The sequence below is a fragment of the Thalassotalea sp. G20_0 genome (assembly GCF_017744175.1).
Classification (GTDB): domain Bacteria; phylum Pseudomonadota; class Gammaproteobacteria; order Pseudomonadales; family Endozoicomonadaceae; genus Endozoicomonas.
Genome location: NZ_JAGHQV010000225.1, coordinates 1 through 1,190 on the forward strand (window position 1 = coordinate 1; position 1,190 = coordinate 1,190).

General features: G+C 50.3%; 2 protein-coding genes. One reads left to right on the plus strand and one right to left on the minus strand.

Annotation, left to right across the window (positions count from 1 at the left end):
• The first annotated feature begins 111 nt into the window (after positions 1 to 111).
• Positions 112 to 336, plus strand: coding sequence for a hypothetical protein (locus J7438_RS25655; protein ID WP_209278875.1), 225 nt, complete (start codon positions 112 to 114; stop codon positions 334 to 336).
• A 299-nt stretch (positions 337 to 635) separates the two neighbouring features.
• Here J7438_RS25655 and J7438_RS25660 read toward each other — a convergent pair.
• Positions 636 to 1,190, minus strand: a 555-nt coding sequence (locus tag J7438_RS25660; RefSeq protein WP_503003946.1) for an RNA-dependent RNA polymerase family protein, incomplete at its 5' end; no start/stop codon positions are given.

Below are 1,190 nucleotides of genomic sequence, written 5' to 3' on the forward strand. Positions count from 1 at the left end.
TGCTGACTTACAGAAAATTCTGAAATTGATGTTTGACTGTTAATTTCTGTAGTGAGCGGTACACCCTCCATTGGTTCAGGCATGTCCTGCACCATCGATGAGGTATGTTCATTGCCAGTTAATAGCCTGTTGTCGCTGGTTGTTGGTAGATTTCTTGATATGGAACTGATCACTTCCGGAAGCCTGGAAGCTGCGTCAGCAGGCATGGACGGTTCGGTCTCCATTGGCTCCGGATTAGCCGGTAGCGAAGTTGAAGAACACACAATACTCCTGCTGTTGTCAGTAACACGCCTGCGCTTTATGGATGGGATGGGCCCAGATTCAGATTGCAGTTGATGCGGTGGAAACGTTCCAGTGCCCGTTGTTGACTGTTCCACCTGGTAACCTGACATGGATCGCTTTCTTTCTTGTTTTCGGCTGTTTGCTGGCTGGTGCCTTCCGGCTTCAGTGGATGTTAACGGGGATGCCGTGTCTGCGGTTACTGAGGAGGAAGGTGAATGCATGGTTTCTTTGGGGATTACCTGTTTCCAGTTGAAGAATCGTCTGGGGATGACAACAATAGAACGGTCGCAGTAGGAATGCCAGTCACCCGGCACCCCCTGCTCAGATCCGTGCACTACTAATGCATACGGCTCCTACCTCGAGTATTTGGCGTCAAACCGTTGCTCAGGCCATGGGTGAAGAATTTTCGCTTTCGGCAGCACTGCCCTCAGGAAACGTCCGAACTTGGACCAGTTCAATCGATTTCTCTGACTGCGCCGCTTTAACGCTTTGAGCCAAATTTTCCCGACTGCTGTTAACAGGGCAATAAGCTTACGACTGTTGCCCGGAACCGCAAAATAGTTCAGATGTCCTTGCAGGACACGCTGTAACCATTTCGCCTGCTCCATAACTGGGCGGTGTCGATATTTCATCAAATATTCTTTGATGGCTTGCAAGGTTGCCCTCAGCCTTTTGACACTGGTTTCACGGCCTACCATAAAGCGGTGGCCATTCCGGGTTTTTGCGCAGTAGTAGGTGAACCCCAGAAACTCAAACGTTTCCGGGCGTTTCCCGGTACTGGCCTTTTCATCCCGCTGTGCGAACATGCCAAAGCGAATCAGGCGAGCCTTATCTCCATGCAGGGACAATCCAAAATCACTGAGGCGCTTCTTCAGTTCAAACAGGAATCGGTTTGCATCATGTTGGTT